This window comes from Streptomyces sp. MK37H, from assembly GCF_018035285.1.
Classification (GTDB): domain Bacteria; phylum Actinomycetota; class Actinomycetes; order Streptomycetales; family Streptomycetaceae; genus Streptomyces; species Streptomyces endocoffeicus.
In genome coordinates, this window is sequence record NZ_JAAAYH010000042.1 from 1 (window position 1) to 24332 (window position 24332).

18 protein-coding genes are annotated in these 24332 nt (G+C 71.1%); 11 read left to right on the forward strand and 7 right to left on the reverse strand.

Annotated elements, in window-relative coordinates; translation table 11 throughout:
• The first annotated feature begins 62 nt into the window (after positions 1-62).
• Genes GWI24_RS09385 through GWI24_RS09405 form a run of 5 tightly spaced genes read left to right on the forward strand, consistent with a single transcriptional unit; the run spans position 63 to position 5159 of the window.
• Entirely contained in the window at positions 63-1193 is a 1131-nt protein-coding gene (locus GWI24_RS09385; RefSeq protein WP_210945422.1) for a mandelate racemase/muconate lactonizing enzyme family protein, read from the forward strand.
• Between the two features lie 38 nt (positions 1194-1231).
• Positions 1232-2545 (forward strand): sugar ABC transporter substrate-binding protein, encoded by a 1314-nt coding sequence (locus GWI24_RS09390; protein ID WP_210945423.1) that lies wholly within the window; start codon positions 1232-1234, stop codon positions 2543-2545.
• An 11-nt stretch (positions 2546-2556) separates the two neighbouring features.
• Positions 2557-3510: a carbohydrate ABC transporter permease gene (locus GWI24_RS09395; protein ID WP_210945424.1), complete on the forward strand. Its 954-nt coding sequence runs from the start codon at positions 2557-2559 to the stop codon at positions 3508-3510.
• On the forward strand, positions 3500-4360 hold the full coding sequence (locus GWI24_RS09400; RefSeq protein ID WP_210945425.1) for a carbohydrate ABC transporter permease: 861 nt from the start codon (positions 3500-3502) through the stop codon (positions 4358-4360). Before GWI24_RS09395 ends, GWI24_RS09400 begins: the two co-directional genes overlap by 11 nt.
• A gap of 4 nt (positions 4361-4364) precedes the next feature.
• The gene (locus GWI24_RS09405) at positions 4365-5159 is read left to right on the forward strand and encodes a sugar phosphate isomerase/epimerase (protein ID WP_210945426.1); all 795 of its coding nucleotides are present in this window, start codon (positions 4365-4367) and stop codon (positions 5157-5159) included.
• A gap of 144 nt (positions 5160-5303) precedes the next feature.
• Here the strand turns inward: GWI24_RS09405 and GWI24_RS09410 are convergent, their stop codons facing one another.
• Positions 5304-6233, reverse strand: coding sequence for a right-handed parallel beta-helix repeat-containing protein (locus GWI24_RS09410; RefSeq protein ID WP_210945427.1), 930 nt, complete (start codon positions 6231-6233; stop codon positions 5304-5306).
• A 199-nt stretch (positions 6234-6432) separates the two neighbouring features.
• Here GWI24_RS09410 and GWI24_RS09415 point away from each other — a divergent pair, with 199 nt between their 5' ends.
• Positions 6433-8820, forward strand: a complete 2388-nt coding sequence (locus tag GWI24_RS09415; protein ID WP_374103286.1) for a GH92 family glycosyl hydrolase — start codon at positions 6433-6435, stop codon at positions 8818-8820.
• A gap of 8 nt (positions 8821-8828) precedes the next feature.
• On the opposite strand, the gene GWI24_RS09420 is transcribed toward GWI24_RS09415, so the two are convergent.
• Both GWI24_RS09420 and GWI24_RS09425 read right to left on the reverse strand, forming a co-directional pair.
• Positions 8829-9230 carry a DUF3662 domain-containing protein gene (locus GWI24_RS09420; protein WP_210945429.1) on the reverse strand — a complete coding sequence of 134 codons (402 nt, stop codon included), beginning with the start codon at positions 9228-9230 and terminating at the stop codon, positions 8829-8831.
• A gap of 56 nt (positions 9231-9286) precedes the next feature.
• Positions 9287-10930, reverse strand: a complete 1644-nt coding sequence (locus GWI24_RS09425; RefSeq protein WP_210945430.1) for a metallophosphoesterase family protein — start codon at positions 10928-10930, stop codon at positions 9287-9289.
• Positions 10931-11099: 169 nt separating this feature from the next.
• Here GWI24_RS09425 and GWI24_RS09430 point away from each other — a divergent pair, with 169 nt between their 5' ends.
• Entirely contained in the window at positions 11100-11657 is a 558-nt protein-coding gene (locus GWI24_RS09430) for a MarR family winged helix-turn-helix transcriptional regulator (protein ID WP_210945431.1), read from the forward strand.
• Between the two features lie 70 nt (positions 11658-11727).
• Here GWI24_RS09430 and GWI24_RS09435 read toward each other — a convergent pair whose 3' ends face one another.
• Positions 11728-12576 (reverse strand): hypothetical protein, encoded by an 849-nt coding sequence (locus tag GWI24_RS09435; protein ID WP_210945432.1) that lies wholly within the window; start codon positions 12574-12576, stop codon positions 11728-11730.
• A 245-nt stretch (positions 12577-12821) separates the two neighbouring features.
• Here GWI24_RS09435 and GWI24_RS09440 point away from each other — a divergent pair, with 245 nt between their 5' ends.
• Entirely contained in the window at positions 12822-13412 is a 591-nt protein-coding gene (locus tag GWI24_RS09440) for a TetR/AcrR family transcriptional regulator (protein ID WP_210945433.1), read from the forward strand.
• On the forward strand, positions 13409-14938 hold the full coding sequence (locus GWI24_RS09445) for an MFS transporter (protein WP_210945434.1): 1530 nt from the start codon (positions 13409-13411) through the stop codon (positions 14936-14938). The genes GWI24_RS09440 and GWI24_RS09445 overlap by 4 nt, the downstream gene beginning before the upstream one ends.
• On the opposite strand, the gene GWI24_RS09450 is transcribed toward GWI24_RS09445, so the two are convergent.
• A complete protein-coding gene (locus GWI24_RS09450; RefSeq protein ID WP_210945435.1) occupies positions 14878-15297 on the reverse strand; it encodes a Dabb family protein in 420 nt (139 codons plus the stop codon). The genes GWI24_RS09445 and GWI24_RS09450 overlap by 61 nt on opposite strands.
• A gap of 126 nt (positions 15298-15423) precedes the next feature.
• On the opposite strand from GWI24_RS09450, the gene GWI24_RS09455 reads away from it, so the two are divergent.
• Positions 15424-16086: a TetR/AcrR family transcriptional regulator gene (locus GWI24_RS09455; protein ID WP_210945436.1), complete on the forward strand. Its 663-nt coding sequence runs from the start codon at positions 15424-15426 to the stop codon at positions 16084-16086.
• A gap of 50 nt (positions 16087-16136) precedes the next feature.
• Here GWI24_RS09455 and GWI24_RS09460 read toward each other — a convergent pair whose 3' ends face one another.
• Entirely contained in the window at positions 16137-19514 is a 3378-nt protein-coding gene (locus GWI24_RS09460; protein WP_210945437.1) for a pyruvate carboxylase, read from the reverse strand.
• A gap of 233 nt (positions 19515-19747) precedes the next feature.
• On the opposite strand from GWI24_RS09460, the gene GWI24_RS09465 reads away from it, so the two are divergent.
• Positions 19748-22972, forward strand: a complete 3225-nt coding sequence (locus GWI24_RS09465; protein WP_210945438.1) for an NACHT domain-containing NTPase — start codon at positions 19748-19750, stop codon at positions 22970-22972.
• Positions 22973-23067: 95 nt separating this feature from the next.
• Here the strand turns inward: GWI24_RS09465 and dgoD are convergent, their stop codons facing one another.
• Positions 23068-24213: a galactonate dehydratase gene (dgoD, locus tag GWI24_RS09470; RefSeq protein ID WP_210945439.1), complete on the reverse strand. Its 1146-nt coding sequence runs from the start codon at positions 24211-24213 to the stop codon at positions 23068-23070.
• Between the last annotated feature and the right edge of the window lie 119 nt (positions 24214-24332).

Sequence of the window (24332 nt, forward strand, 5' to 3'; positions counted from 1 at the left end):
GGCCCACGCGCTCCGCACCCGGCCGTTCGCGGCATCGACCTTATGTCAGGAGTCACTTCACCATGTCGCGTATCACGGCGGTCGAGGTCTTCCCCGTGGCCGTGCCGTTCGCCCGGCGGTTCGTGCTGGGCAGCGGTGCCGTCGGCACCCCTGATCAGGCGGGATCGGTCATCTTCGTCAAGCTGACCACCGAGGACGGGGTGGTCGGCTGGGGCGAACAGCGCGCCCTGCCCAGCTGGAGCTATGAGACCGCCGAGACGATCGCCGTCGTCATCAAGCGCCATCTGGCCCCCATCCTGCTCGAACTCACCCCGTTCGACGTGGAGTTGTTCCACGCCCGGGCGAGCCGCCAACTGAGTCCCTCGGTGTCCAACGGCTTTCCGTTCGCCCGCGGCGCGGTGGACATCGCCCTGCACGACGCGGCCGGCAAACTGGCCGGGCTGCCGGTCCACGCCCTGCTGGGCGGCAAGCTCCGGGACACGGTGCCGCTCTGCTCGGCCATCGGGGTGGGCGAGCCCGCCGCCGTCCGCGAGCACGCCCACCAGTCCTCGGACTACACCGCCTACAAGGTGAAGATCGGCGGCGATCCCGCGGCGGACACCGCGGCCATCACCGCGGTCGCGGAGGTCGCCGCGGGCAAACCCCTCTGGCTGGACGCCAATCAGTCCTACCGGCCGACCGCCCTCATCCGCCTGATGGACGCGGTGCGCGAGGTGCCGCACCTGACGTGCGTGGAGCAGCCCGTGCCGGGCACCGACACCCTCGCCCTGCGCCGGGTCCGGGACCTGATCGGCCTGCCGGTTGCCATCGACGAGGGCAGCTTCACCGCCCAGGACCTGGCCCGCACACTCCGTCTCGACGCCGCCGATCTGGTGGTCGTGAAGATCTGCAAATCCGGCGGGCTGCGCAACGCCCTGAAGACCGCTCAGGTCGCCGTGGCGGGCGGACTGGAGGTGCTGGCCAGCGGGCTGACCGACTGCGGTATCGGCTTCGCGGCCGCGCTGCACCTCTTCAGCCAGCTGGAACTGGCCCTGCCCGCAGAACTGAACGGACCGGAGCTGCTGGCCGACCTCTACGTGGAGAACCTGGACATCGTCGCGGCCACCGCGACCGTCCCCTCCGGTCCCGGTCTCGGCGTCGAGGTCGACGAGGAACGCATCCGCGCCGAATCCCTGGACCTGGCCTGGTCCTGAACATCTGCGCACCCAGACCCAGCAGCGAGGAGACGACGATGTCTTCCAGCTTTTCCCGGCGTGCTCTGCTCAAGGGGGCGGCCCTCGGCGGGCTCGCCACCACGGGAGCCCTCAGCGGCTGCTCCTCCGGTCCGCCGCCGTCCACGGCCACCTGGTCCATGTGGTCCAGCAGCCCGGAGGAGAGCCGGGTCTGGGCCGACTTCGGACACTATGTCGAGCGGCGCATGCACATCAGATCGGCCTCGACCCTCACCCCCTCCGACGGCTATCCCACCAAGCTTGACCTGCAGCTCGTCAGCGGAACGGCCGGTATGGTCACCGCACTGAACGGCTGGCTGATCCCCACCTACGCCTCACGCGGCGCACACCGGCCGCTGGACGACCTCATCGCCGCGGACCCCGACTTCGACCTCGACGACTTCTACCCCGCCATCCGGTCCATCTCCACGTTCGCCGGCCACACCTACGCCATCGGCTTCGACGTGGCGCCGACCGTGCTCTACTACAACAGGACACTGCTGGAGCGGAACGGCGTCGATCCGCCGTCCCCGACCGAGCCCATGAGCTGGGACACCTTCCGGGAGCTGGCCATCGAGCTGAGCAAGCCGAAGGACCAGTACGGCTTCACCTGCGCCCCGACCATCGACGACCTGGTGTCCTGGATCTACTGCGCCGGTGGCGACGTCGTCGACGGGGACCGTGACACCAGCCCCCTGGACGCCCCCGAGGCCCTGGAGGCGATCCACTATGTGGTCGGCCTGTTCGTCAAGGACCGGGTCACCCCGCCGATCGACAATCTGGTCGCCCAGAACGCCTCCGGCACCGCCCTGGCCAACTTCCTCCAGGGCAACGTGGCATTCATGCAGAACGGCCCGTGGCAGGTGCTCAATGTCCGCAAGGCTCCCTTCACATGGGACATCGTGCCCTTCCCCGCGGGACCGGCCGGATCCACACCGCGGGTGTCGGGCTCCGGCTTCGCCATCCCCTCGGGCGTCAAGGACGACGACCTCGACCTGGCGTGGCGGCTGCTGAAGACCCTCACCAGCACGGGCGCGCTCAACATCTACGCACGGGCCGGGCGTAACAACCCCGCGCGGCTCTCCGCCGCGAGCGCCTTCGAACCGCCGCCCGCCAACCTCGGCATCGTCCAGCGGATCCTCGAGGGCGAGGTCGCCGGCGGCCATCCCTTCAACGTCACCACCAACTGGAACCGCGTCCGGCTGCTGCTGGGCCAGGACCTGCCCCGCGCCTTCCTCGGCCAGGTGAGCGTCCGCGACGCGGTCGACGGTGTGATGCCACGGCTGAACGCCCTGATGCGCCAGCACCGGGACGCCGTCCGCCAGGCCACCTGAGGAGGATCACGATGGCTGTCGAAACCCCCACCGCGGCGACCGCGCCCGCACCGCGCACCCCGCGCGGCCCGATGCGCCGCCCCCGGTTCTGGCGGCACGGCTCGGAGACGCTCGCCGCCTGGCTGTTCCTCCTGCCGAGCCTGGCCGGATTCCTGGTCTTCACCGCCGGACCGGTGGTCGCGGCCGGGGTGATCTCGCTGCTGGACTGGAACCTGTTCAGCCCGCCCCACTTCATCGGGCTGGACAACTTCGCCCGGCTCGGCCCGGACGCCACCTTCTGGTCGGCGCTCGGCAACACCGCGTACTTCACCTTCGTCAGTGTGCCGCTGACGCTGCTGGTCAGCCTGGGCCTGGCGCTGCTGCTCAACCAGGGGCTGCGGCGCATGGCGGTGTTCCGGTCGCTGCTCCTGCTGCCCTACGCGACGATCACCGTGGCGGTGGCCTTCGTCTGGGTCTGGCTCTACATCCCCCACGACGGACTGATCAACGCGGTGCTCGGCGTCTTCGGAATCGACGGCCCGGCCTGGCTGATCTCGGACGACTGGGCCATGCCCGCCCTGATCCTGATGAGCGTCTGGAAGAGCTTCGGCTTCGGCATGGTGATCTTCCTCGCCGGGCTGCAGGCCATTCCACAGCAGCTCTACGAGGCGGCCAGGGTGGACGGCGCCTCGCCCTGGCGGACCTTCCGCGCGGTGACGCTGCCCCTGCTGTCGCCCTCGGTGTTCTTCACCGTCGTCACCTCGATCATCGGCTCCTTCCAGGTCTTCGACCAGGCGCTGGTGATGACGGACGGCGGGCCGGGATCCAGCACCACCACGCTCGTGATGTACATCTACCGGACCGGATTCCAGAACTACGAGCAGGGCTACGCGGCCGCGCAATCGATGGTGCTGTTCGCCTTCATCGTCGTCATCACCGCGGCGCAGTTCCTGCTCCAGCGGAGGCTGGTGCACTATGACCTCTGACGTGCCCGCGCTCGCGGCCCTCGGCCGCTCGCCCGTGGCGGCCCGGCGACTGCTGGTGTTCACCTGTTTCCTGGTCACCGCGGTCACCCTGACCCCCATCGTGATGATGGTGCTGGTGGCCTTCCAGTCCGACACCGAGTCGATGGCGGCACGGCCGTCGTTCTGGCCCGGCAGCTGGCACCCGGAGAACGTCGGCCGCGCCTTCGACCTCGTCCCGCTGGGCCGCTATCTGCTGAACACCGTCTTCTTCGCCGGTGGCACGGCGCTGCTGGAGACGGTCACGGCGGCGCTGGCCGCGTACGCCTTCGCCCGGCTGCGCTTCCGGGGGCGGAGCGTGCTGTTCGGCGTCTATCTGACCACCTTGATGATCCCCTCGCAGGTCACGCTGATCCCGCAGTTCATCCTGGTGGCGAAGTTGCACGGGGTGGACACCTGGCCGGGGATGATCCTGCCGCACGCCTTCACCGCGCTCGGGGTGTTCCTGCTCCGCCAGTTCTTCCTGGGCGTGCCCCGCGACTACGAGGAGGCCGCTCGCCTCGACGGGGCGAACCGCTGGCAGACGTTCATCCGGGTGATCGTCCCGCTCGCCGTCCCGGCCATCGCCACCCTGGCGGTGTTCAAGTTCATCAGCCAGTGGAACAACCTGCTCTGGCCGCTGGTGATCTCCAACAGCGACTCCACCAGGACCGCGGCCGTCGGCCTCCAGGTGTTCCAGTCCACCAACGGCACCCAGTGGAATCTGCTGCTGATGGCGGCCGCCATCACCACCGTGCCGCTCATCGTGCTGTTCTTCCTCACCCAGCGCTGGTTCGTCAAAGGCATCACCATGAGCGGGCTCGGAGGCCGCTGACACCATGACATTTCTCTGGTCCGTGTTCACCAAACCGTGGTCCACGCTGCCCGGCGACGCCCTGGGCCGGCTGGTGTCCGGCCTCGGCTTCACCGGTGCCGAGATCCCGGTCCGGGACACCGCGTACGTCACCCCGGCCGAAGCCGGACGGCTGCTGCCGGAGTTCACCGCGCGGCTGCGGGCGGAGGGCGTCGAGGTGATCAGCATCGCGAGCGGTCTCCGCGAACCCGTCTTCGCGGCCTGCCGGGAGACGGGCGTGCCGATGATCCGGGTCATGGCCGAGCTGGGCCCCGACGGCTATGCCGCCTCGGTCCGGCGGGCACGGCAACGCCTGGAGGACGCTGCGCCCCTCGCCGAGGGATATGGCGTCCAGATCGGGGTGCAGCCGCACCACGGGAGCTATGTGTCCTCCGCACTGGGGGTGATGGACCTCCTCGACGGCCTGCCGGTCGAGCACTTCCGGGTCATCTGGGACGCCGCCCATGACGCGCTGGCGGGCGACGATCCGCGGGTCACCCTGCCCCTGGTCGCCGAGCGGCTCGGCATCGTCAACCTCAAGAACGCCATCCATGTGCGCACCGAACCGGCCGGTGAGGCCGTCGGCGGGAACTGGAAACCCTGGTTCGTGCCCGGCCCCGAGGGGCTGGCGGACTGGTCGGCGGCGCTCGGCCAACTGGCGGAGCTCGGCTTCACGGGCCCGGTGTGTCTGTCCGGGCAGTACTCCGACCCAGGGGTCCCGGTCGAGAAGCGCCTGGTGGCGGATCTGGCCGCGGCACGCGGCGCGGCGGGCGCCGTATGACCGGGTGTCCGCTGTCCCGAGCGGAGAGGGAGAACGTATCCCGGGGGGAGCGGGAGAACCCCGCGCCCCCGCTCCCCCCGGCTCCTCCTCCCAGAGGCTCCCAGGGTCTGTCGTCAAAGGGGGCGCCCCCTTTGACGACAGACCCTACGGCAGGCCGCCCGGGTCCGGGCCCCGGTAACCCGGACGGGACGAGGCGTCGATGCCCACCTCGTAGCGGATACCGGGGTGGAGGGTGTTGCCGTCGACCCGGGCGCCGGTCGAGTGGTAGGCGAGGCCGATGGCGTGGTGGGTGGGGGCGTCGAACCCATTGCCGGTGATGGTGGCGTTCCGCACGTCCTCGAACATCAGGGCCTGGGAGGCGCGCAGCGTCTCGCAGTGGTTGCCACTGATGGTGAAGTCGCCGGTGGTGCCGTGGCCGTCGCCCTCGCCGTCGTTCGGGCCCTCGGCCATCAGGCACATGTTGTCGATGTCCTCGCAGCGGTTGTTCTCGATGCGGACACGGTGGCTGGACGGGGTGTCGCTGGCGAAGGTCTGCATGCAGTCGGCGTGCCGGCCATGGCTGTTGTCGGTGTCGCGGACGGTGTTGCGCGCGATGGTCAGATCGTCGCCGAAGAACCGGATGCCGTCGCCGTCCCCGCCCCTCGGGCCGATCACGGTGTTGTTCCGCACGGTGACGCGGTGGCCGGTCAGCTCGATCCCGGGCGCTTCCGGCCGGACGGACCGGAACCCGTCCACGATCACATCGTCGGCCTCGATGGTGATGCCGTCCACGGCGTCCCCGCCCCCGGCGTAGGTGATCGGGCGCTCCCGGCTCCCGCCCTTGGTGATGACCAGCCGCTGCCGGGACAGATCGCCGTCGAAGCAGACGGTGTCCCCCGGCTTCGCCCGGCGCGCCGCCTCCCGCGGGGTGGCGACGTGCAGGGTGCAGCGCTCGGTTCCCCTCTCGGTGGTGAGCGACGCCGTCGGCCCGGCGGCGCCGCGCTCCTGGGACCACGACGGCCGCGCCAGGGCGGCCAGGAGGGCGAGGACCGAGACGGCGAGAAAGCCGAGGACGAGTCTCCAAGTGATCCGCATGGCGGGAACCGTAGAGCGGGGTCCCGGGGACCGGTCCCGCCGTCAGCCGTGCGTCGCCGGCGTCCGGTTCACCCCACCGTCACCGTACGCCCCTAGGTTCACTCCGACACATGGAAGGGCGTGATCCCCGATGGAGACGCACAGAGCGCAGCGAAAGAGACTCAGGTGCCGATCGGCGCTGGTCGGTGGGGGAGTGGCAGTGGCGATCGGCGGGCTGCTCGCCCCGCTTGTCGAGGCCCCCGCGGCGAGCGCGGCGCCACAGGCCGACGAGGTACGTCACCCCGTCACCTATGTGGACCCGCTGATCGGCTCCGCGGGCGGCGGCAACACCTACCCCGGCGCCACCCTGCCGTTCGGCATGATCGCCTGGTCCCCGACCAGCACCACCGGTGACCAGACCAATACCGCGGCGGCGAATGGCTATTCGTACGACACCACCCGGGTCCGGGGCTTCAGCCTCACCCATGTCAACGGGGCGGGCTGCCACCCCGGAGCCGCGGGCGATGTGCCGATCATGCCGTTCGTGGGCGAGGTCGACAGCTCTCCCACCGCCGACACCAAGGACCAGAAGTACGCCGCCACCTTCTCGCACGAGAAGGAGAAGGCCGAGCCCGGCCGCTACCGGGTGGGGCTCGACTCGGGCGCGGCCGCCGATCTCGCGGTGAGCGAGCGGGCCGGTGTCGCCGACTTCTCCTTCCCCCAGGACGCCCCGGCCCGTCTGCTGTTCCGCACCTCCAACTCGCTCAACGGCAGCGAGAACGCCCACATCGAGATCGACCGCGAGCGGCACAAGGTCACCGGCTGGGTGCTCACCGGCGCGTTCTGCGGACGGCGCGCCAACGGCGGGGAGAACAACCGCAAGACCTACTACCGCCTCTACTTCAGCGCCTCGTTCGACCGCGCCTTCTCCACCGTGGGCACCTGGGAGAACGACCGGCTCTCACCCGGCGCCACCACCGCCGACGGCGGCGAGGGCTATCTCACCGGCGCCGACCGGGCCGGGCGCGGCTCCGGCGGATACGTCGGCTTCGACACCGCGCGGGACAACGATGTCCGGATGCGGCTCGGCATCTCGTACGTCTCCCTCGCGGGCGCCGAGGCCAACCTGCGCGCCGAGATAGCGCCCCGGGCGGGCGTCGCCGACGTGGCCGCCGCAGGACGGGCCGCCTGGGACCGCCGACTGCGCGCCATCCGGATCAGCGGCGGCAGTGAGCCGCGCCGCACCGCGTTCTACACCGCCCTCTACCACGCGCTCCAGCAGCCCAACCTGATCAGCGACACCGACGGCCGCTACCCGGGCATGGACGGCACACCGCACCGTGTCGAGCGCGGGCAGACGGCGCAGTACAGCAACTTCTCCGGCTGGGACCAGTACCGCGCCCAGGTGCAGCTGCTCGCCCTGCTCCAGCCCAAGGTCGCCGGGGACTTCGCCCAGTCCCTGTTCAACTTCGCCCGGCAGAACGACGGGGTGTGGGACCGCTGGGTGCACATCAGCGGTGCCACCCATGTGATGACCGGCGACCCCTCCGCCGCCACGCTCGCCACCTTCTACGCCATGGGGGTGCGGAACTTCGACGCCAAGGGCGCCTTCGACTCTCTCTACCGCCAGGCCACCGTCCCCCACCTCGACGGGCTCTCCGACAAGGGCTGCCCGGGGCAGTGCGAGGGCCAGCGCCCGGGCCTCGCCCAGTACCTGGAATCCCGGTACGCCGCACAGGACGCCTGCCACTGCTGGGGCGGCGCCGCGGAGACCCTGGAAGACTCCGTCGCCGATGACGCGCTCGCCCGCTGGGCCCGGCTGCTCGGCCGCACGAAGGAGGCCGACGAGCTCGGCGCGCGCGGCGGCTACTGGCGCGATGTGTTCAACCCCCAGGCCACCGGCACGGCGGGCTACATCCAGGCCAGGAACCGCGACGGCTCCTGGGTGACCCCCTTCGACCCGGCGTCCGACCGGAGCTTCGCCCAGGGCAGCGCGGCCACGTACACCTGGATGGTGCCGCAGGACGTCCAGGGGCTCGCCGAGGCCATGGGCGGCCGCGAGAAGGCGGCGGCCCGGCTGGACGGCTTCTTCCACAAGCCCGACGGCTCCTGGTCGGTCCGCGGCGGCGACCCGCTCCGCTACGACCCCACCAACGAACCGGGCATCCACGCCCCCTGGCTCTACAACGCGCTGGGGCAGCCCTGGAAGACCCAGGAGACGGTGCGCCAGATCGTCACCACCGTGTACGGCACCGGGCCGAAGGGGCTGCCCGGCAACGACGACCTGGGCACCATGTCCGCGTGGTACGTGTTCGCGGCGCTCGGCCTCTATCCGCAGGCCCCGGGGCGTGCCGAGGCGCTGCTCACCGGTCCGCTCTTCCCTCGCGCGGCGATCGCCCCGGCGGGGCAGCGGCGCGCCCTGACCATCGACGCCCCGGACGCGTCCGACACCCATCCCTATGTGCACGCGGTGCGGGTGAACGGCCGGCCGCACGACACCTCATGGCTCGACGGCTCCGTCGTGCGCCAGGGCGGTTCGCTCTCCTTCGACCTGGCCGACCGGCCGGACACCAGCTGGGCCACCGACCCGGGCCGGCTGCCCCGCTGACGCGCCGGCTAGGCCGTCGCGTCGGCGAACGTGTCGGCGCGGATATGGGTCATGGGCCGGCCCACCACCCGGTACCTGCCGTTGGGCACCCGGTCGGACCGGGACACGTGCACGGTGAGCGGGCCGGCCCACTCATAGCCCTTGTCCTCCGCGTGGCGCATCAGATGATCCGTCAGCTCCTGCCCCACATGACAGCCACGCCGGGTGAGCTCCTCGTGGACCGCGTCGGCGAGCTCGACGTCATAGACGTTGGGCACGACCACCCGGGTCGGTCCGCACACCACGGTGTGGCTGTCGCATTCACGTTTCAGCGCGCCGAGGAGTTCGACGGGCTCGCTGCGGGCCACCTTGGCGAGCAGCGATGCCTCCCAGCGCTCTATCGCCCGTTCCCATCGGTTCAGCGTCTGCATGCCCTCCCGCGTTCCCGAAATGGATCACCTCATGCCCTTATCGGCGCAGCTCACCGTCATCGGCGCCGCTCACCGTCGCTACGGGTCCGCCGGAGTGTGAAGGTGTCCACGGGCTCGATACGGCCGTAGAGCCCGGTGACCGCGTAGTAGGTCACCGACATGGTGGTGGGGCCGCCCGGTCTGGTGCCGGGGTCGACGGTGAACGCGGCGAAGCCGTACGGGTTCACCCGGTCGCGCACCGCCGACCACGGGGCCGCCTCCGTCACATAGACCGGGGTTTTCCGGCCGTTCGCGCCGGCGTCGCCCACCCCGGTGATGACATTGCACCGCGGGGTGTCGAACAGGACGTCCATCGACGGGATCGAGGTGCCACCGCCACCGATGACCATGTGCACCGTTCCCTCGCCGGTGTCCACCAGATCGGTACGGGTGGCGGCGGGGGTCGGCGTCATCGTGTCGTTGGGCTCCCGGCCGCGGATCGGGTGGGAGCGCTCGTAGTGGTGTTCATGGCCGCAGACGACCAGGTCGACGCCGTACTTGTCGAAGAGCGGCAGCCACTCCTGCCGGATGCCGAGGTCGGCGCCGTTGCCCGGGTGGTCGGCCGTGGAGACGACCACCTGGTGCATGACGACCACGATCCAGTCGATGTCCCGGTCGGTCCGGGCCCGGGTGAGCTCGGCCTCCAGCCAGCGCCGCTGCGCCCCGCCGGAGTAGCCCCTTACATAGGTGTTTCCGGCGTCCTGAAGGGCCACGTCGTCGTTGGCCAGGCTCACGACGCGCACCGAGCCGACGGTGAAGGCGTACCACAGCCCCTGGGTCTCGTCGTCGCCGCCGTTGCCGGGCAGCGAGAAGTACGCCTGGTAGGCGGCGAACCCGATCGGCCCGTTGCCCAGCTCGTTCTCGTGGTTGCCGGCCGCGGGCATCCACGGCCGGAACCGCGAGGACCGGCTGGTCATGTCGAACCAGTCCGCCCAGGTGCGCAGCCGGTCCTCGGACAGATTGGCGTAGCACAGATCGCCGTTGATGAGGTGGAAGAGGGGCGCCACCCGCTCGACGGCGGTGGTCACGTCGTTGGCGTACGGCGAACCGAGGTTGTCGTTGAGATAGGTGAGCTTCTCGGTGATCTTCGGCGGCTTGGGACCGTTCAGCTTGCCCACCGTGGGCGTGCCCTGGTCGCCGAAGCTGGTGAAGGTGAACGGGGCCCGGCCGCCCGGCCCGGTGCGGAACGACCCCGCCTCCGGCGTCGCCCCGTCGTGGACGGCGGCGTAGACGTAGTCGGTGCCGGGGCGCAGCCGGCTCAGCCGGGCGTGGTGGACATACATGCTCTGCTGGGACTTGGCGTCCCGGTAGAAGGTGGTCCGCGCGGTGACCTCGGTGCCCATGCCATGGGCCGGGGTGCCGAGCATGACACGCGGCCGTTTCACCGGGACCGGTGTCTGCCAGGACACCACGACCTCCCGGGCGGCGTCGGCCCCGAACTGCAGATGCGGCCCGCTCACCGGTGGCATCCCGGACCCCTCCGGCCGGGTCCACAGCACCGGCGAGGCCGCCACCGCCTCCTGCTGGGACAGATAGGTGCCCGCACCGGCCGCCGCGGCGCCCGCCACGCCCAGCAGCCCCCGGCGGCTCACCCGGGACGTGGTGGATGTGGTGGCCGACGCTGCCGATGTGGTGGCCGTGTTCTTCGGTGTCGTCGTCATGGGGCGAAGCTCCCACGCACCCGCCGTCGCCGGACACCGTGGCGCCATGAACAGCACGGCACGGCGGGCTACCGGCGGGCGACCGGACGGCGAACCCCGACAACCATCTCGGTGGACGGTGGCGGATGTGCGTTGCCAGGGGCGGTGGCGGCGCCGCACGCTGGTGTCCGTGAGCGATCGGGACGAGGAGCTGCGCGGGCTGGACGCGGTACTGCAGGAGCTGCGCCACGCCCGCTACGGGCTGTACGGACCGCTGGTGCGGGAGCGCTTCCTGGGCGGACTGCCCGCCGGTGTCACCCCGACCGGCTACCGGGTGCTGCGCTTCATCGAGGCCAGCTCCCCACCGCCGCCCACCGTGTCCGACATCGCCGCCCTGCTGCTGTCCGACCGGGCCCGCGCCGTGCGGGTCGTGGACCGGCTGGCGGCGGCGGGGCTGGTGACCCGGGTGCGGGACACCGTGGACCGGCGGATACGGAGGGTGGCGCTGACCGACACCGGGCGCCGCCATGTCGCCGTGGCGGCCGCCCGGCGGACCCGGCTGCTGGGCGAGGCCATCGCGGACTGGCCGGACGAGGACCTCGCCCGGCTGACTGACTACCTGGAGCGGCTCAACGCCTCCGTGGCCCGCCATCTGCCGGTGTCCGGGGCGCCCGAGGGGGCCGGTGCGTCCGAGGCGCTCGGCGTGTCCGAGGCGTCCGACGTGCCCGAAGTGTCGGGCGATCGGTGACGCGCGGCCGGGACGCCACCGGCCCCGCGGCACCGCCGCGGGTGTGCCGCGCCGCGAGAGCGGCCGCCGGCTACGCCTTGGACGCCCGGAAGTTCCGGAACAGCAGATAGGTGTCGAGTATGTCCGACGAGGCGCTTTCGACCGAGCGGTAGATGCCCCACTTGGGCCGCTGGTAGTCGTCCTGGTCGGGCATCTTCACATTGGACATGCTGCCCTGGACCGCCACCGGGGCGCCGGATCCGGTGCCGTTGCGCGCCACGAAGGCCGCCTTGCCCTTCGAGCCGATGGTGAACGTCCACTCGATAGTGATCCACTTGTTGCGCAGCGGCGCGAGGTTGGTCGAGGCGATGTCCGGTGAGCCGGAGTTGGCGTACGCACGGGCCCGCAGCGTCTCCGTGCTGCCGCTGCGGCCCAGGTCCAGGGTGATGTACGGACCGCCGTTGTCCACCGGGGTCTTGGTCTGGAAGATGTGGGTGAACTTGCTGGTGCCGTGCAGCGAGGTGGGCATGAACATCTCGTAGCTGAGGCTCCACGTCTCACCGTCGCGCATCTTCAGGGCGGAGCCGTCCTGCACCATGCCCTTGGACTCGGTGCGCTGGCGGTCGCCGCCCCCGGTGGTGTCCCGGTCGTCCCTCCAGATGTTGAAGCGGTAGTGGTCACCGCCCTCGACGATCACGTACTTCCGGTCGGGGTGAGCGCCGCCGCGGTCGGCCTCGATGCCCTCGAACGCCTTGAGCCCGTCGCTGGACGGGTCAGGATGCCAGAGCAACTGCGCGGCCGCGGCGCGCGAGGCGGCGGAGGCCGGGGTGGCGCCCGAGGTCAGCTGCCCGAGGGCGATCGGTGCTCCGACGGCTGCGGCGGCCATCGAACCGAGGACCCGGCGGCGGCTCAACGGGTGGGGAGCGGGGGTTTCTGCCATGGTCGTTGACTTCCTTCCTGATCCGGTACAGGAGTGGCGTGCTCATGGCGCACCACGCACATTGGACCGGACCAAATGGACCGTCAAGGCTCACGGGCGGTTCTTTACCTGAGAATTGGTTCAGATAGTTGAACAAAACTGCCGCCTCTGGTGTGCATGGCGGCCCATCCGTCTCCCATCTTGAGCGTTTGTTCGGTCTTATGAACTCGTAGACAGTGTCTACGGATATCTGGTAGACAGTGTCTATGGCTGAGCGTGAGCAGGACACAGGTCTCCGGTCCCGGTTGGTGGACGTCGGAGTGGAGCTGGTGGACGAGGAGGGGGTCGGGGCCCTCTCGCTGCGGGAGATCGCCCGCCGGGCCGGGGTGTCGCACGGGGCGCCGCGGCGGTACTTCCCGACGCATCTGTCCCTGCTGTCCGCCATCGCGCGCCGCGGCTTCGAGAGCCTGGCCGCCCAGGCCGGTGAGGCCATCGCGGGCCATGAGGGCGATCCCCGCGAGCAGTTGACGGCGCTGGCGCGGAGCTGGCTCGACTTCGCGCTGACCAACCGCGGCATGTTCGAGCTGATGTTCCGTCACGATCTGCTGGCGAGCAACCACTTGGGCCTGCGGGAGACGAGCCTGCCGCTCTTCGCCACCCTCGTCGACCTGGTGGCCGGGGCGCGGCCGGACTCCGGCGCGGAGCCTCGGATCGTCGCGGGCGCGCTGTGGGCGAATCTGCACGGCATCGCCCAACTGTGGGGCTGGGGCAGCCTTCAGCTCGCGGTGGGAGCCGACGACCCCGAGCCGCTGTTGCGGGCCGCGCTCGACGCACACCTCGGCCCGGAGGCCCGATGAGCTCCCCGCGCGGACGGCGCTTCACCCTCGTCGCGAGCGTCACCGGAGCCGTGATCGTCGCCCTGGACGGCACCGTGCTGACCGTCGCCCAGCCCCGGTTGCAACGCGACCTCCATGCCACGTTCGCCCAGGTCCAGTGGACCAGCACCGGATATCTGATCGCCGTGGCGAGTCTGCTGGTCTTCGCGGGCCGCCTCGGCGACCGCTACGGCCATCGGCGTGTCTTCGCCCTCGGAATACTGGGCTTCGGCGCCGCCTCGGCGGGCATCGGGCTCGCGGGCGGCATCGGCTGGGTGATCGGACTGCGGGTCGTCCAGGGGGTTTTCGGGGCGCTGCTGCAGCCCGCCACCCTCGGGATGCTGCGGGCCGCGTATCCGCCCGACCGGCTCGGCAGGCCGGTCGCGGTGCGGACCGGCGCCATCGGGCTGGCGGCCGTGGCCGGTCCGCTGGTCGGCGGGGCGCTGACCACCCATCTGGGGTGGCGGGCGGTGTTCTTCGTCAATGTCGTGCCCGCCCTCGCCATGGGTCTGGCGGCACTCGCCGTCCGGGCCCCTTCGGCACTCGCCGTCCAGGCCCCGGCAGCACTCGCTGTCCGTGCCCCGGCGGCGCCCCGTGAGACTGCCCGGCCGCGGCTCGATCTGCCTGGCGCGGGCCTGCTCGCGGTGGCGCTGGCCGGGCTGGTGCACACGCTCGTCGGCATCCCCGAAACCGGCTGGACGGTGGCGACCGCGCTCGGGCTCGGGTGCGCCGTGGTGGCCGGAGGCGTCTTCGTGCGGCATGAGCGCCGGACGGAGGATCCGCTGGTGCCGCCGGGCGTGCTGGGGTCGGGCACCGCGGGCCCGGCGCTCGGTGTGCTGGTGGCCGCGTCGGCCGCGCTGTTCGGGGCGCTGTTCCTCGGCACGTACTACCTGCAGGACGTGCTCGCGCTGGATCCGCTGGCCAGCGGGGTTCGGGCGCTGCCGCTCGCGGTGATGATGGTGCTGGGCGCGCCGGTGGCGGCGATGCTGACGCGCCGTCAGGGCCCCCGCCGGACGGTGGTGGCGGGGATGGTTCTGGTGGTGGCCGGTGTGCTGCTGATGTCCCGTCTCGGCCGTGGCTCGGGCGCCGAGGTGATCGGTGGCTGCTTTCTCCTGCTGGGCGCGGGTTTCGCCACCGTGATGGTCACCGCGACCACCGTCGTCGTGCGGGACGCGTCCGTCGACACCGCCGGGGTGGCCGGCGGGCTCCAGCAGACCGCCATGAACATCGGGCCCGCGCTGGGAGTCGCCGCCGCGACCACGCTGATGAGCGTGGCCGGACGGGGCGACACCAGCGGACGGCCACCCGGCGACGGACCGCGCTGGGCGGCCGATGTCTTTCTCTCGGCGATGGGACCGGCGCTGACGGTCCTCGCGGCCGTGGCCGCGGCCGGTGCGTTGCCGGCCAGGAGGCTGCCCGGCCGGTCGGCGCCGCGGCGGCCCGAGGATCAGCCGGTGGAAGAGCTCCCGGACGGACCCCCGAGGTCCGATATCGCGTCCAGCGCCTGACCCCACCGCGGGTACCTCGCCACCTTCTTCAGATGCATGCCCATGACCCGTTCGCCGAGCGTGGGGTCCATGTCGTCCGACAGCTGGAACGCCGAGAGCTTCGCGATATGGGGAAGGATCTCGTCGTCGCCCGCGATGTGCACCGGGTCGTGCAGATACTGGTCCAGTGCCTCCAGGTCGGCCACCGCCGCGCAGTAGGCGTGGGTGAAGCCTTCGGCGGAGTCGCCGAGGAACTGGCCGACGACGGAGAACGAGACCGCCTCCACCGCGCCCGTGCGGCGCATCACCGCCAGAACCTTGGCCTTCTCCTTCTCCGTCGTGCCGTCCTTGAAGCTGAACCGCAACACATTGACCAGCATGGGTGGTTCCCTTCGTTGGATGAACTGATGAGTTCAAATTAATGGCCGCATCAGTCAATGAACAAGGGGGTTGGGATTCTTGAACCCATGAGTTCAGTTCGAGGTGTCGTGGGATACGATGCGCGGATGACGGCAGTGACAGCCTCGTCCGGGCGGAAGGTTCCGCGAGGGCGTATCGACAAGCGGCAGGCGATCCTTGACGCCGCGTTCACCGTCTTCGCGCGCCGGGGGTACGGACAGGCGTGTGTCCAGGAGATCGCGAATGAGGCGGGGGTCGCCAAGCCCACGGTGTACAACCATCTCACCGACAAGGAGACTTTGTTCCGCCATGCCATCGAGGCCGCCGCCGACGCCGTGATGGCGGAGAACCTCGCCGTCGTCGAGCGGCTGCGCGAGCCCGGCGACGATCTGCGCGCCGCCCTGGAGGACATGGCGTACCGGATGCTCCAGGTGTGCTGCGGTGAGCGTTCCCGTGCCCTGCGGCGGCTCACCTACGCCCAGGCGGCCGACTTCCCCGATCTGATCGAGACCGTCCAGGGGCGTACGGCCATCCGGCTCGGTGAGGCGCTGGCGGACCGGCTGGCCCGGCTGTCGCTGTCCGGGCGGCTGCGGCCGTGTGATCCGGCGCAGGCCGCGGAGCAGTTGCTCGCGCTGCTCACCGGCCCCATGGAGGTGAGGTCCCGGCTGGGCACCCGCAAGGTCTCCACGGCCGAGACGCGCACGGTCGCCCGGTCCGCGGTGGACACCTTTCTGCGGGCGTACGAAACCGCCGCCACCGGCCACCCCTGACCCGAGGGCCGGGGGACCGGTGGCGGCGGCGCGTGGCAGGTGTTTTCGGCTCAGTCGAGGGCGACCAGCAGATCGCCGCCCTCCACCTGCTGAATCGTGTTGATGGCGATGCGCGACACGGTCCCGCTCTTCGGTGCCGCGATGGTGGCCTCCATCTTCATCGCCTCGATCGTGCCGATGGTGGCACCGGCCTCCACCTGGGCGCCCTCGGCCACCGCCAGGGTCACCACACCCGCGAAGGGCGCCGCCACATGGCCGGGGTTGCTCCGGTCTGCCTTCTCGGTGGCCGGCACATCGGAGGCCGCCGAGGTGTCCCGCACCTGGACCGGGCGCAGCTGGCCGTTCAGCGAGGCCATCACCGTGCGCATACCGCGCTCGTCGGCGTCGCCGATGGCCTCCAGCTCGATCAGCAGCCGGACACCGGGCTCGAGGTCCACCGTGTACTCGTGCCGCGGGCGCAGCCCGTAGAAGAAGTCCTTGCTGTCCAGCACGCTGGTGTCGCCATGGGCCTGCCGGTGTGCCTCGAACTCCTTGGTCGGGCCGGGGAACAGCAGCCGGTTCAGCGTGGCCCGCGGATCCTTCTCCAGCTGCTCACGGTCCTCCGCGGACAGCTCCGCTGCCACCGGCTTGGCGGCGGCACGGCCCTCCAGCGCCTTGCCGCGGAACGGCTCGGGCCAGCCGCCCGGCGGATTGCCCAGCTCGCCGCGGAGGAACCCGATGACCGAGTCCGGGATGTCGTACCGGCCCGGCTGCGCCTCGAAGTCCTCCGGCGACACCCCCGCCCCCACCAGGTGCAGCGCGAGATCGCCGACCACCTTCGACGACGGGGTGACCTTCACCAGATGGCCCAGGATCCGGTCCGCGGCGGTGTACATCGCCTCGATGTCCTCGAAGCGGTCGCCGAGGCCGAGCGCGATGGCCTGGGTGCGCAGATTGGACAGCTGACCACCGGGGATCTCGTGGTGGTACACCCGTCCGGTCGGCGAGGCGAGGCCCGCCTCGAACGGTGCGTAGATCTTGCGCACGGCCTCCCAGTACGGCTCCAGGCCGCCGATCGCCTCGAGGTCGAGCCCGGTCGGCCGGTCGGAGTGGTCGGTGGCGGCCACGATCGCCGACAGCGACGGCTGGGAGGTGGTGCCCGCCATGGAGGCCACCGCGCCGTCCACCGCGTCCGCACCGGCCTGGACCGCCGCGAGATAGGTGGCGAGCTGACCGCCCGCGGTGTCATGGGTGTGGATGTGCACCGGCAGGTCGAACTCCCGGCGCAGCGCGGAGACCAGCTTCGCCGCGGCCGGGGCGCGCAGCAGCCCCGCCATGTCCTTGATGGCCAGCACATGCGCGCCCGCGTCCACGATCTGCTCGGCGAGCCGCAGATAGTAGTCGAGGGTGTAAAGCCGCTCCGAGGGATCGGACAGGTCGGAGGTGTAGCAGAGCGCCACCTCGGCGATGGCCGAGCCGGTCTCCCGTACCGCGTCGATCGCGGGCCGCATCTGCCCGATGTCGTTCAGCGCGTCGAAGATCCGGAAGATGTCGATCCCGGTGGCCGTGGCCTCCCGTACGAAGGAGGTGGTCACCTCGGTCGGGTACGGCGTGTAGCCCACGGTGTTGCGGCCGCGCAGCAGCATCTGCAGACAGATGTTGGGCACCGCCTCGCGCAGCTTGGCCAGCCGCTCCCAGGGGTCCTCGGCGAGGAAGCGCAGCGCCACGTCGTAGGTGGCGCCGCCCCAGCACTCCAGCGACAGCAGCTGTGGCACGGTCCGCGCCACCACCGGGGCCACGGCCAGCAGGTCCTTGCTGCGGACCCGGGTGGCCAGCAGCGACTGATGCGCGTCCCGGAAGGTTGTGTCGGTGACACCGATCGTGGGCGACTCGCGCAGCCAGCGCGCGAAACCCTCCGGGCCCAGCTCGGTGAGCCGCTGCTTGGAGCCGGCGGGCGGCTCGGTGTCCGGCACCGGGGGCAGCTTGGTGGTCGCGTCGATCAGATGGGGCCGCTCGCCGTGCGGCTTGTTCACCGTGATGTCGGCGAGATAGGTGAGCAGCTTGGTGCCGCGGTCGGCGGAGTGACGCGCCGTCAGCAGATGCGGCCGCTGCTCGATGAATGACGTGGTGACCTGCCCGGCCCGGAAGTCCGGATCGTCCAGCACCGCCTGGAGGAAGGGGATGTTGGTGGACACCCCGCGGATACGGAACTCGGCCACCGCGCGCCGGGCGCGGCCGACCGCGGTGGCGAAGTCCCGCCCCCGGCAGGTCAGCTTGACCAGCATCGAGTCGAAGTGGGCGCTGATCTCCGCACCGGCGTGGGTGGTGCCACCGTCCAGCCGGATGCCCGAGCCGCCCGGGGAGCGGTACGCGCTGATCATCCCGGTGTCCGGGCGGAAGCCGTTGGCCGGGTCCTCGGTGGTGATCCGGCACTGCAGCGCCGCACCCCGCAGATACACGGTGTCCTGGGCGAGGCCGAGGTCGGACAGCGTCTGACCGGCGGCGATCCGCAGCTGCGACTGGACGAGGTCCACATCGGTGATCTCCTCGGTCACCGTGTGCTCGACCTGGATCCGCGGATTCATCTCGATGAACACATGACGGCCGTCGCGGTCGAGCAGGAACTCCACCGTGCCTGCGTTGCGATAGCCGATCTCCCGGGCGAACTTCACCGCGTCCTCGCAGATCCGGGCCCGCAGCTCCGGATCGAGGTTGGGCGCGGGGGCCAGCTCGATCACCTTCTGGTGGCGCCGCTGCACCGAACAGTCGCGCTCGAACAGATGGATGACATCGCCCTGCCCATCGGCGAGGATCTGCACCTCGATATGGCGGGGCTCCACCACCGCCTTCTCCAGGAAGACCGTGGCATCGCCGAAGGCGGACTCGGCCTCTCGCGCCGCCGCCTCGATGGACTCGCGCAGCGTCTCCCGGCTCTCGACCCGGCGCATCCCGCGCCCGCCACCACCGGCGACGGCCTTGACGAACACCGGGAAGCCGAGCTCGTCCGCGGCCCGGACCAGCTCGTCCACATCGGTCGACGGCTCGGAGGAGCCCAGCACCGGCACCCCGGCCGCACGGGCCGCGGCCACCGCGCGCGCCTTGTTCCCGGTGAGCTCCAGGGTCTGCGCGCTGGGCCCCACGAACGTGATCCCCGCCTCCTCGCACGCGCGCGCGAGATCGGGGTTCTCGGACAGGAAGCCGTATCCGGGGTACACCGCGTCCGCGCCCGCCTGGCGCGCCGCGTTGACGATCTCCTCGACGGAGAGATAGGCCCGCACCGGATGGCCCGGCTCGCCGATCTCGTACGCCTCATCGGCCTTCAGCCGGTGCAGTGAGTTGCGGTCCTCGTGCGGGAACACGGCGACGGTTCTCGCGCCCAGCTCATAGCCGGCGCGGAAGGCGCGAATGGCGATCTCACCACGATTGGCGACCAGCACCTTGCGGAACATGCCCGATCCCTTCTACCTGCCCGGTACCAACACACACGCTTGTCGGCGAACCCTACTGCCGCCTGCCACGTGGAACGCCGGGGGTGTGATCGAGTTCTCGTGGACGGCGGGTGGCATGGCATCCGGTCCTCCCATCCATGGTCGCCGGGGATACACAGAGTGGCCCTGCGACCGCGCCGGGTGGTGCTATACATGGACCCGGAACGCCGCTTCAACGCTGGGATCGGTGGGGGATGGAGCCAGGAGCCATCGGCGTCGGGGCGCGTGCGGCCGCGGCGGCGGCCGGTCCGCTGATCCGCAGGCTGTTCGCCCAGCCGGCCCCGGGGGCCGAGCTGGTCCACCAGCCGGTGCGCATCTCCGGCCTGGTGGCCTGGCGGGGCGAGAAGCGGACCCTGACCGAGGACGACGTCCGCAAACTGGTCGAGGAGCTCGTCGAGCGCGCGGCCACCGCCAATCCCCGTGAGCCCGCCGTCCCCGAGGGCGAGCGCCAGGCCGTCACCGACGCGCTGACGATGACCCTGCTGGCCCTGGGCCATATCGGCATGAACGACGTCCAGGCCGTGCGCCTGGGGTACCGCACCCTGGCCCACACCCTCAAGAAGCGGCTCCCGCAGGCCACCCGCCAGCTCAGCTCGGACGGCACCCATCTCTACAACAGCCTGCTGGACCTCAGCTGTCTGCAGATCCTCCACTTCTTCAGCCAGCGCTCCACCTTCATCGCCCGCACCCTGGCCGAGGCCACCCAGCAGCTCCAGGAGCAGTCCCGGCAGCTCGGCATCCTGCTGGAGCGGGTCCCGCAGCCGGTGCGGGACGCCGGCTTCGAGCACCGCTACAGCGAGCACATCGTCGACAAGCACGGCATGCTCCGCATCCTCGGCCTCAGACTGCGCCACCAGGAAGGCGACAGCTGGCCCCTGGACGCCGCCTATCTGAGCCTGGAGGCCACCGCCCCCGAGGGCCCCGCGCCCGAGGGGCCCGCCCATGGCCTCGGCGCCTATCACCACCCCCGGCCCACCTCGGTGGCCCCGCGCCGGGTGGAGATGCTGCTCCAGGGGCAGCGCCGGGTGCTGCTGCGCGGCCACGCCGGATCGGGGAAGACCACCCTGCTGCAGTGGCTCGCCACCACCACGGCCCGCCGCGCCTTCCCGGCCGAGCTCGACGAGTACAACGACTGCGTCCCCTTCGTCCTCCAACTGCGCACGCTCACCCGGCGCGAGGCGCTGCCCAGCCCCTCCGGCTTCCTTTCCGCGGTGGGCAGCGTCCTCGCCGACGCCCAGCCGGACGGCTGGGCGGTCCGCACCCTGGAGTCCGGGCGCGCCCTGCTGCTGATCGACGGGGTGGACGAGGTGACCCAGCACCACCGGGAGCGCACCCGGGAGTGGCTGCGCGAACTGCTCGCGGCCTACCCCGATGTGCGCTGTCTGGTGACCGTGCGCCCCTCCGCCGTCCAGGACGGCTGGCTGCGCCGCGAGGGGTTCGCCGAGCTGTGCCTGCTGCCCATGGGGCGCGACGACATCGCCGCGTTCATCAGGCACTGGCACCGCGCGGCACGAGCCGAGTCCGCCGGTGAGCAGGAGCGCGCCCGGCTCGACGCGCTGCAGGCGGCGCTCACCGAGACCGTGGCCGTCAACCAGAGCATCGCCCGGCTCGCCGAGAACCCCCTGATGTGCGCGCTGATCTGCGCCCTGCACCGGGACGAGCAGGCACGGCTGCCACGGGACCGCAAGGGGCTCTACGAATCGGCGCTCGAGCTGCTGCTCGTCCGGCGGGACGCCCACCGCAGCATCGACGCCCCCGAGGGCATCCACCTGTCCAAGGAGGCCCAGCTGCGGCTGCTCTCCCGCATCGCCGCCTGGTTCACGCTGCAGAAGCAGTCGGAGGCCGAGCAGGAGGACGTGGTCGAGGGCGTCCTCGCCGAGACGCTCCCCTCCATCCGGGAGGCCCAGGAGCAGGGCGGACCACAGGAGATCTTCCGCTATCTGCTGCTGCGCAGCGGGCTGCTGCACGCCCCGACCGAGGACTCGGTCGCCTTCATCCACCGCACCTTCCAGGACTACCTGGGCGCCAAGGCGCTCCAGGAGACCCGCTACTTCAACACCATGGTGCGCAACGCGCACGACAACCAGTGGGAGGACGTCATCCGCATGGCGGTCGCCCACGGGGACCGCAAACAGTGCGGTCAGCTGCTGCGCAAGCTCATCAAACGCGGCGACGACGTGCGCAGGCACCGCCACCGCCTGCATCTGCTGGCGGCCGCGTGCCTGGAGCACGCCACCGAACTGGACCCCGAGGTCCGGCGGGATGTGGAGGAGCGGATGGCCTCGCTCATCCCGCCGCGCACCATCGAGGACGGACACACCCTGGCGGCCGCCGGATCCGTGGTGCTGGATCTGCTGCCCAAGGAGCCGGACGGGCTGGGGGACGTGGAGGTGGCGGCCGTGGTGGCCACGGTCTGCCGGATCGGCGGCGAGCCCGCCCTGGGCCGCCTCAAGCGGTTCCGCCACCATCCCTCGCCCGCGGTCCACGGGCAGTTCATCGAGGCGTGGGACACCTTCGACTGCGGACTGTTCGCCCAGGAGATCCTGTCCCACCTGCCGGAGAACTCCCTGTTCACGGCGAGCTCCCGCGATCAGCTCCATGAGCTGCGCCGGATGGGCGGCCGGGCCACCATCCAGTGCACCGGTCCGATCAGGACCGTGGACTTCGCCACCGAGCTGGTGCCGGACCTCCTCAAGCGCCTCAGCGTGTTCAACAACCCCCTCCTGGACGACCTGGCCTTTCTGCACACCCTCCCGCGGCTCACGGAGCTGATGATCGGCCACTGCCCGGAGGTCAGAAGCGTCGAGCGGCTCGCCGGCCTTCCCATCGCCCTCCTCGCGCTGTACGCGACCACCGCGCTCGAGGGCATGGAGGCCCTCGGCACGCTGACCGCCCTGGAGACGCTGGCGCTCGATCTTCCACTGCCGTACGGCGCGCTCGGCGATCTGCCCGTGGACGCGCCGCTCACCGCCCTCTACATCGGCCCGGCCACGTATGCCACCTCCGGGATGCGGGGCATCGGGCGATGGCCGACCCTGCGGCACATCTCGCTCTTCGACTCGGTACGGCTCTCGCCGGCCGACCGGTCCGAGATCCTCTCCCTGCCGCAGGTGGAGTCCCTCAGCCTCACCGGGGAGAGCGTCGCCCGGATGCGCGAGGCCGTGCCGATGCCGGGCATCTCCCATCTCTCCCTCGCGGGCGCGGTGGAGGCCGAGGACCTCACCCCGCTGCGTGACGCGTTTCCGGGGCTGCGGCGGCTGTTCCTGTCCTGGCGCCCGGGCCAGGGGCCGGTGGTGGACCTGACGCCGCTGAGCGGGATGCGGGAGCTGATCGTGCAGGTGAGCAATGCCGAGGTGGTCAAGGGTGTGGGCCGCTTCCCCGACGGCCGCGCCCTGGTGGTCCCGGCGCCGTCGCGCTGAGCCGGGCGCCCACCGGCGACCGGCTCGGCCACTCTCGTATGAGGAACCGGGCGCCCTCGTACGGGACCGGGGCTCTACGGTCTACGGGGTCGGGCTCACCACTCGGCGAGCGAGCCGTCCGCGTGGCGCCACACCGGATTCCGCCAGGCGTGGCCACGGCGGTCGGCGGCGCGCACCGCGGCCTCGTCCACCTCGATCCCGAGCCCTGGGCGGTCGGTGCGCGACAGCTGACCGGCGGTGAACCGGAAGGGCTCCGGATCGGCCACGTAGTCCAGGAGTTCGGCGCCCTGGTTGTAGTGGATGCCGATGCTCTGCTCCTGGATGAGGAAGTTCGGGGTGGTGAAGGCCAGCTGCAGACTGGCGGCGAGTGCCACCGGCCCGAGCGGGCAGTGCGGGGCGAGCTGGGCGCCGTGGGGCTCGGCGAGGGCGGCGATGCGCCGCAGCTCGGAGATGCCGCCCGCATGCGAGATATCGGGCTGGAGGATGGCCACCCCGGCCCGCAGCGGGGCGATGAACTCGCGCCGCGAGTACAGGCGCTCACCGAGCGCGATGGGGATGGGGGAGGCGTTCACCAGGTCCGGGACGATGTCCATGTGCTCGGAGAGCACCGGCTCCTCGACGAACAACGGCGCCGCCTCGGCGAGCAGCGGCAGCAGCCGGCGGGCGTTGGCGGGGGAGACCCGGCCGTGGAAGTCGAGGCCGAAGTCGCGGTCGTCGCCGAGGACCTCACGGGCGGTCTCGGCGCGGTGCACCGCGGCGCGTATCTCCGCCCGGGTGGCGACCGGGGTCATCCGGCCGGAGCCGTTCATCTTGACGGCGGTGAACCCCGCCTCGATCTGCGCGGTGAGCGCGTCGCGGATTGCCTCGGGCTCATCGCCGCCGATCCAGGCGTAGGCGCGGATCCGCTCCCGCACCGGACCGCCGAGCAGCTGGTACACCGGTACGCCGTAGTGCTTGCCCTTGATGTCCCACAGCGCCTGGTCGAGCCCGGAGACGGCGCTGGAGAGGACCGGTCCGCCACGGTAGAAGCCGCCCTTGGTCATCACCTGCCAGTGGTCCTCGATCCGCATCGGGTCCTGGCCGATCAGATACTCCGTGAGCACCTCGACCGCGGCGCGGACCGGCTCGGCCCGCCCCTCGACCACCGGCTCGCCCCAGCCGATCACCCCCTCGTCGGTCTCCACCCGGACGAACATCCAGCGCGGCGGGGCCAGGAATGTCTCGATACGAGCGATCTTCACGGGCGGTGTCCTTCCCTGGGAGGGGCGCGGCTGCGAGAACAAACGATAAATAACGAGAACTTCGCATGCCTTCGGGGCCGAAAAGGACCTTGTGTCACGCCATGGCGAGTTCCGGCGAT